Raw genomic sequence first — 7,104 nt, forward strand, 5'->3', positions numbered from 1 at the left:
GTTGCCACCGTCGTGGTCAAGGCCGTGCAGCGCCGCGGCGGGCAGGCACGGTCAATTCCGCTGTCCGCACCTTCCCGCCGCCTGCGGCGGTCCGTCGTCTGAAAGGGATCCGCCGATGTCGCTAAATCCCATTGTGCATCACGTCACCCAGGCCATCGCCGAGCGCAGCCGCGCCACGCGCGAGCGCTATCTCGACCGCATCGCCACGGCGCGCGGCAACGGGCCGCGGCGCAATCGCCTGTCCTGCGGCAATCTCGCCCACGGCTTTGCCGGCTGCAGCCCGCAGGACAAGCAGCGCCTGCGCGACGGCGTGACGCCGAACATCGGCATCATCACCGCCTACAACGACATGCTGTCGGCGCACCAGCCCTACGAGCGCTATCCGGAAATCATCCGTGCCGCGGCGCGCGCGCGCGGCGCCACCGCGGAAGTGGCCGGCGGCGTGCCGGCCATGTGCGACGGCGTCACCCAGGGCCGCATCGGCATGGAGCTGTCGCTGTTCTCCCGCGACACCATTGCCCTGGCCACCGGCATCGCGCTGTCGCACGACATGTTCGACGCGGCGCTGTACCTGGGCATCTGCGACAAGATCGTGCCCGGCCTGCTGATTGCCGCGCTGCACTTCGGCCATATTCCCGCGCTGTTCGTGCCGGCCGGGCCCATGCCCAGCGGCGCGAGCAACGACGAGAAGGCGCGCGTGCGCCAGCGCTATGCGGAAGGCAAGGCCGACCGCGCCGAGCTGCTCGACGTGGAAGCGCGCTCCTACCACGCGCCGGGCACCTGCACCTTCTACGGCACGGCCAACTCGAACCAGATGCTGATGGAGATCATGGGCCTGCAACTGCCCGGCTCCAGCTTCGTGCATCCGAACACCGAACTGCGCGATGCGCTGACCGTTGCTGCCGTCGAGCACGCGCTGGCCATCACCGCGCTGGGCGACAACTACCTGCCGCCCGGTCATATCGTCGGGCCCGAGGCCATCGTCAACGGCGTGATCGGGCTGCACGCAACGGGCGGTTCGACCAACCACCTCATCCACCTGGTCGCGATTGCGCGCGCCGCCGGGCTGGAACTGCGCCTGGAAGATTTCGACGCCCTGGCTGGCGTGGTGCCGCTGCTGGCCAAGGTCTACCCCAACGGCAGCGCCGACGTGAACCAGTTCCACGCCGCCGGCGGCATGGGCTACCTGGTTGCGCAACTGCTCGATGCCGGCCTGCTGCACGGCGATTTCGCCACGGTCACCGGCGAGGGCATGGACAGCTACCGCAAAGCGCCCTTCCTGCACAAGGATAAAACGCTGCAATGGCTGCCCACTGCCGCCGAAAGCATGGACACCTCCACGCTGCGGCCGGTGAGCCAACCGTTCCGCGCCGATGGCGGCCTGCGCCTGCTCAGCGGCAACCTGGGCCGCGCCGTGATCAAGGTGTCGTCGGTGCCGGAAGACCGCTACACCATCGAAGCGCCCGCGCGCGTATTCGACGACCAGGAATCGGTGCAGAAAGCCTTCGACCGCGGCGAATTCACCGAAGACGTCGTCGTCGTCGTGCGCTACCAGGGGCCACGCGCGAACGGCATGCCCGAACTGCACAAGCTGACACCGGCCCTGGGCGTGCTGCAAGGCCGCGGCCTGCGTGTCGCGCTGGTCACCGACGGGCGCATGTCGGGCGCCTCGGGCAAGATTCCCTCGGCGATACACCTGACGCCCGAGGCGATCTGCGGCGGTGCCATCGCCAAGCTGCGCGACGGCGACCGCGTGCGCGTCTGCGCCGTCAACGGCCGCGTCGAAGTACTCATGGATGCGCAGGAATGGGAGGCGCGCGCCATGCCGCCGCCGCCCGACCTCAGCGCCAACCGTCACGGCCTGGGCCGCGAGATGTTCGCGCTGTTCCGTGCCCAGGTCAGTAGCGCCGACACCGGCGCAACCTTGTTCGGAGTGGTGGAATGAGCGAGCAGATGCTGGCCCGTCAGACCGAAATCGAGCGCGTGCTGCGACTGGCGCCCGTCGTCGCCGTCGTCGTCGTGCAAAACGTGGAAGATGCCGTACCGCTGGCGCGCGCGCTCGTCGCCGGTGGCATACCCGCGGTGGAAATCACCTTGCGCACACCGGTCGCGCTGGACGCCATACGCGCCATTGCGAGTGAGGTAGAAGGCGTCGAAGTCGGCGCCGGCACCGTACTCAACGCGCGCGACTTCCACGCCGCGGCCAAGGCCGGTGCGCGTTTCGCCGTATCGCCCGGCCATTCCCCGGCCTTGCTCGACGCCGCCGACGACAGCGACCTGCCGTACCTGCCCGGCGCCTCCACCGCGAGCGAAGCGATGAGCCTGGCCGAGCGCGGCTATCGCTGGCAGAAATTCTTTCCGGCGGTTCCCGCGGGTGGTATCGAGTTCGTCAAAGCGCTCGCGGCGCCCCTGCCGGCCATCGGCTTCTGCACCACCGGCGGCATCACCGCCCAGGCCGCAGCGCAATGGCTGGCCCTGCCCAACGTAATCGCCGTCGGCGGCTCGTGGCTGACGCCGGCCAACCTCGTTGCCGACGGCAACTGGCCTGCCATCGCGGCGCTGGCGCGCGAGGCGGCGGTGCTGGCGCGGCGCTGAGTTTCGCCGGTCGGCAAGGGCTTTTTGGGGGTCCGGCGGAAGCGGTTTCCTCTACCCCGGAAGGACGTTCGACGGGGTCGTTGCGACATTTTTGTCCAACGGAAGCGGTTTCTACTGCTCCGGAAGGACTTTCGACCGGGTCGTTGCGACTTTTTTGTTCAACCGAAGCGGTTTCCACTACCCCGGAAAGACTTTCGACGAGGTCGTTGCGACTTTTTTGTCCAACGGAAGCGGTTTCTACTGCTCCGGAAGGACTTTCGACCGGGTGGTTGCGACTTTTTTGTTCAACCGAAGCGGTTTCTACTACCCCGGAAGGACGTTCGACCGGGTCGTTGCGACTTGTTGTCCAACGGGAAGCGATTTCTGCTGCTCCGGAGCGGCATTCGAGCGGGTAGCCGTGGGGAGCGAAACCACACCATTCTAACGGCCTGGAGCCCGCCGCGCGTCCCCGTTAAACCCGCCAAGCGCATCAAAAGGCCGGAGCAGCGCAGCGCCGCCCCGGCAACAGAGCGACTCACAGTCCCGGCTGGTAACTCGCCTCCATCAGCCCGCGCAGATCGCGCGACAAGATCGCCAGCGCTTCGAGAACACCCCCGTGCGACCGCGAATCCGGCGCTTGCAGCTGCGCCGTCGCCACCGTCTCGCTAAGCGCCTGGATCGCCGCGATTCGATCCAGCATCTCCTCGTGCAACGCCTCGCGCTGGGCAGGCGTATCGAGCACATAGGCAAACATCACCGGCTCGGCCGAAGCAATTTCGCGGCGCAGGGGATAAAACGAACCTTGTGGCGTCATGGCGCGCGCCTCCTATAAAAGGCAACAACGCCGCCAACGCGGACAAAGCAACCGGGCCTGGGCCCGCAGAACGCATACCGGTCTTCCATGGACAACTCCCTTTGCGTGGAGTCGCCACCCGGAACGGAAAGAAAAGGGTGGCGAACGGTGTGCGGGTTGGCAGACCGGCGCAGGACCGGCGAGCCTTGCGGCTCCCCGCGCACCGCCGCCAGAAATCGGCAGAACACGCCGCACGAATTCCGGGCACAAAAAAAGCGCCTGCTTTCGGTGCGGCGCTATGTGCGCCTGCATTTCGGGCTGCCAAGCCCGGTTGCCGAATTGGCGGCAACGGGCGGATTGTTCTCCCGGCTGCGGTGGGCGTCAAGGGTGTGGATTTGTCCGTTGCAGCAACGGGTGGGAGGAAGTGTTTGCTTTGATCAGTATGAAGCGGACAAGTGTTCTGAGTCAGATGCCTGAAAATGCCGAGGTCTTCACGCGGGGCGATCCAATTGGTCCCGGGTTGCCATGCGGCGGAAAGTGCGGGAATCAGATCTACTGTCTGCGGATTTTCCAGGATGGAGGAAGCGAACTTGGCTTCATTTTAGCCTTGAGATTCAAGCCATACTGGTCCCGTTGCGCCACGATTCGATGTATGAAGTAGATCCCAACGGAGAGGTTGCTCTCATGCGAACACTTTTTGCCGCTTTTGATAGCCGCTATACATCCTTCTGGTACAACTTTGGCTGGTCTCGTTGGGTCGCTTACATTGACGGCTGGATACCGCGCTTCTCGCTGTTTGTACCAATCGTCGGTTACCTGATTATTTTCTCGGATCAGGTCGGAGGTTCCTTGCACTTCAATAATCTCGCTGGTCCAGTGCACGATTTTGGTCTGACGGGGCAAGAGCGTCTGCGCTTTGTGTACTTCGGTCTTTTTTTTCTTGGTGTCAGTAACTTTATCTACCGCATTAAGCGACCTTATGTCTTCAGATTTGGCACCGATCGCGTCAGCTACGGCAGGACAGCCCTTGAGTCATTCACGTACCACGACTTCCTGTCACTGCATCATGAGATACGATCAAAAAATCACTACACTCTTGACGGAAAGTACTACGACAGCGAATGGGACGGATTCAGGGATGCGGCTACTAATCCTGGAGAGGGCACGGACCTTGTTGAGCGGACTGGTCACTGGGAAGAGGCAAAGAGCAAGTACGGTAGTCTGCTACGGTCTGTTCTTTCAGAGACATTTTTCCGCAGCAACTTGCAGCGTAGGTCGTGGCTTGTGCTTTGCTCAATTCTCTCAACGGTAGGCTATCTGCTTCTTGCTGCACCGAGCTTTGACTTGTTCGTCAAGGTCTTCCTCTCAACCTTTAAGTTACCGCTTCAATTGGGAGCGGGCTAACAATTCGTTCAAGCCGATGCCGCTTCGCGACGCGGCTCAATTCAGGTATTAGGCAACCATGCTCAAAGTCTTTGCATCGACAGTTGGAGACGCGCAGCAGGGATGGGTTTGGCTTGAATCTCCCAGCCTGCCTCCTCGCTCTATCGTCAAAATAACCAACGCGGATTCCGGTAGTTCGATCTACTGCGAAGCTTTGCGGATAGACGGCAACTTCCTTCAACACTACAACAAACCGCCTCGTGTCAGTATCACCTCTCCAGCCACTTCAATCGTCATGAATGGTTGGTACCGATCAAAACTAGGCAACCTTGCAAAGCAATCCAGTGCCCAGATCAAGGTCGAGCTGGCCAATAGCCATTGGGGGCGTTTCATGGCATGCACGCATCACCCTCAAGTCGTGGTTCGCGTAGCTGCTTGGCTCGGCCTCATCAGCGTTGTGCTCGGGGCAATCGGAGTCTTCCTTGGCGTGCTCAGCCTTCGCGGGACGTGTGCCTGACAAGTCGTTCGAGCAGATGCCGCTTCGCGGTTCGGCGCAATTCAGGCACAAGCGTGCGAAGGATCAATATGACGCGATCAGAACGGGCTTGTCAGATCTGGGCGGTGTTGGCGTGGGCCGCGCGCAACCGTCAATCCATTACTTACACGCAGTTGGAGTCGATCACCGGCGCCCATCGCGCAGGGCTGGGCCAACTCCTGGAGCCGATCCAGTCCTACTGCTTGATCAATAACCTTCCTCCGCTGACCGTTTTGGTCGTGAAGCAAGAGTCCGGCCTTCCCGGTAGCGGCTTCAGCGGCGCTACGGCCGAAGACCTCGGCAAGTCGCAAATGGCAGTGTTCGCTACCGATTGGCTTGCACACGGGAATCCGCAACCCGAGAAGTTTGAAGCAGCAGTGCGGGAGCGTCCGTCCAATGCCGCACGCTAACAATTCATTCAAACCGACGAGCGAATTCATGTTCAAGTACAAATTCGCTTCTGACCGCTAGATTCCCATGAACGTTACCCACAACCTTCATGACTGCGCTGAAGGTCGCATGTCTCACACTGAGTGGCTGCAGTGGTGGGCTACAAATGCAGATGAAGTAAATGCGTAGCAGGGTCATTTCGCCTTCTTGCGCATCAAGAAGCGTGGTCATGGTGGCGTGGTATCCGTTCTTGAAGGGCTGGGCTTCGCCGTCAAGCATGTCCAGGGCTTCTGCCCCTCCTGCGGGGAGCCAGTGTTTCGAGCCACTCCAGGCCTCACAACCTCAGAGCAAATTCGCGCCTTTGCCGCTTCAAGCCAAGTCGATGGCAGAGATGAAATCCTTAAAAGCGGATGGATTCATCCCGGCGACTACTGCCCCAACGGCTGCACATTTGCTTTACGTTCGTTCCGGCGGACCTAATAGCTCATTCAAATCACCGCCGTGTCGCGCCTAGCCTCGTTGCCGATATCAACTCAGGTGGCTATGAGGGTGTGAATCTGGTCTCATTTGCAGACGTCAGATTTCGCTGGGCATGTCGCCGCGCTACCATGCTCTCTAGCTCTCCGAGATGCCGACATGACGACACCCAAAGCCGAAGTGACTGAGCTACTGAGCTCACTCCCCGATACCGCGAGCTACGAAGACATCCAGTACCACCTCTATATCCTCGAAAAAATCAGGCGTGGCGCTGAAAGGGCAGAAACCGAAGGCGCTCTGAGCCATGAAGAGGCCAAGAAGCGGCTGGGTCGATGGCTCACGAACTGAGGTGGTCGCCTGAGGCCGTAGAGGATGTCGAGCAGATTGCCAGCTACATCGAACGAGACTCTGCCTGGTATGCGCAGGCTGTCGTTGCTCGGTTTTTCGCGGCTGCGGAGTCCCTTCGGGAGCTTCCGGAGCGTGGCCGGGTCGTTCCCGAGCTGCGGGATACCTCGGTTCGAGAGTGCTTCGTATATAGCTATCGGCTGATCTACAAGGTCAGTTTGGGGAAGGTTCTTGTCCTTGCGGTTACGCATGGCCATCGCCTGCTTGAGCCGCTCCTTTCGCGCATGGGCGGCGAAATCTAGCGGTACGTTCAAGCGAGGGTACTGCCGTCGAGGAGTACGAGTGGCGCTGCCGCGTGCCATCGCCCCCTGAGCGAACGTCCGGCGATTGGGGTCGTAAGCGTCCGGCACAACCACCTTCTCCACAGCCCTACCAGCCGCGATAGTCAGCGCCAGCGATGCGGCAGCAGTTCGGCGATGCGGCGATCAGGATGTGTCGGCAGGCGGGTCAATACATCTTTGAGGTACGCGTAAGGCTCATAGCCGTTCTGCCTGGCGGTGGCGATCAGGCTCATGATCGCGGCGGCACGCTCGCCGGCGGCTTTGGA

Annotated in this window: 10 protein-coding genes; 7 read left to right on the forward strand and 3 right to left on the reverse strand. The window is 61.7% G+C overall.

The window, feature by feature from the left end; translation table 11 throughout:
• Positions 1 to 115 precede the first annotated feature (115 nt).
• Together edd and eda are read left to right on the forward strand one after the other, a co-directional pair.
• Positions 116 to 1,945 carry a phosphogluconate dehydratase gene (gene edd, locus DFR29_RS15040; RefSeq protein WP_133819436.1) on the forward strand — a complete coding sequence of 610 codons (1,830 nt, stop codon included), beginning with the start codon at positions 116 to 118 and terminating at the stop codon, positions 1,943 to 1,945.
• A complete protein-coding gene (gene eda / locus DFR29_RS15045) occupies positions 1,942 to 2,595 on the forward strand; it encodes a bifunctional 4-hydroxy-2-oxoglutarate aldolase/2-dehydro-3-deoxy-phosphogluconate aldolase (RefSeq protein WP_133819437.1) in 654 nt (217 codons plus the stop codon). Before edd ends, eda begins: the two co-directional genes overlap by 4 nt.
• A gap of 514 nt (positions 2,596 to 3,109) precedes the next feature.
• On the opposite strand, the gene DFR29_RS15050 is transcribed toward eda, so the two are convergent.
• Complete coding sequence (locus tag DFR29_RS15050) at positions 3,110 to 3,388, reverse strand: hypothetical protein (RefSeq protein WP_133819438.1); 279 nt, start codon at positions 3,386 to 3,388, stop codon at positions 3,110 to 3,112.
• A gap of 663 nt (positions 3,389 to 4,051) precedes the next feature.
• Here DFR29_RS15050 and DFR29_RS15055 point away from each other — a divergent pair.
• The 3 genes from DFR29_RS15055 to DFR29_RS15065 all read left to right on the forward strand — a co-directional run bounded on the left by DFR29_RS15055 (position 4,052) and on the right by DFR29_RS15065 (position 5,695).
• A complete protein-coding gene (locus DFR29_RS15055) occupies positions 4,052 to 4,771 on the forward strand; it encodes a hypothetical protein (RefSeq protein WP_133819439.1) in 720 nt (239 codons plus the stop codon).
• A 58-nt stretch (positions 4,772 to 4,829) separates the two neighbouring features.
• Entirely contained in the window at positions 4,830 to 5,267 is a 438-nt protein-coding gene (locus DFR29_RS15060) for a hypothetical protein (protein WP_133819440.1), read from the forward strand.
• Positions 5,268 to 5,335: 68 nt separating this feature from the next.
• Positions 5,336 to 5,695: a hypothetical protein gene (locus tag DFR29_RS15065; RefSeq protein WP_133819441.1), complete on the forward strand. Its 360-nt coding sequence runs from the start codon at positions 5,336 to 5,338 to the stop codon at positions 5,693 to 5,695.
• 4 nt (positions 5,696 to 5,699) lie between these two features.
• Here DFR29_RS15065 and DFR29_RS15070 read toward each other — a convergent pair whose 3' ends face one another.
• Entirely contained in the window at positions 5,700 to 5,954 is a 255-nt protein-coding gene (locus DFR29_RS15070; protein ID WP_133819442.1) for a hypothetical protein, read from the reverse strand.
• A 357-nt stretch (positions 5,955 to 6,311) separates the two neighbouring features.
• On the opposite strand from DFR29_RS15070, the gene DFR29_RS15075 reads away from it, so the two are divergent.
• Together DFR29_RS15075 and DFR29_RS15080 are read left to right on the forward strand one after the other, a co-directional pair.
• Positions 6,312 to 6,500: a hypothetical protein gene (locus tag DFR29_RS15075; RefSeq protein WP_133819443.1), complete on the forward strand. Its 189-nt coding sequence runs from the start codon at positions 6,312 to 6,314 to the stop codon at positions 6,498 to 6,500.
• A complete protein-coding gene (locus tag DFR29_RS15080; protein WP_133819444.1) occupies positions 6,485 to 6,799 on the forward strand; it encodes a type II toxin-antitoxin system RelE/ParE family toxin in 315 nt (104 codons plus the stop codon). The genes DFR29_RS15075 and DFR29_RS15080 overlap by 16 nt, the downstream gene beginning before the upstream one ends.
• A 143-nt stretch (positions 6,800 to 6,942) precedes the next feature.
• Here the strand turns inward: DFR29_RS15080 and DFR29_RS15085 are convergent.
• Positions 6,943 to 7,104: transposase domain-containing protein (locus tag DFR29_RS15085; protein ID WP_133819445.1), on the reverse strand; the 162-nt coding region annotated here is incomplete at its 5' end.

The organism is Tahibacter aquaticus (assembly GCF_004363655.1).
GTDB classification, from domain to species: Bacteria; Pseudomonadota; Gammaproteobacteria; order Xanthomonadales; family Rhodanobacteraceae; genus Tahibacter; species Tahibacter aquaticus.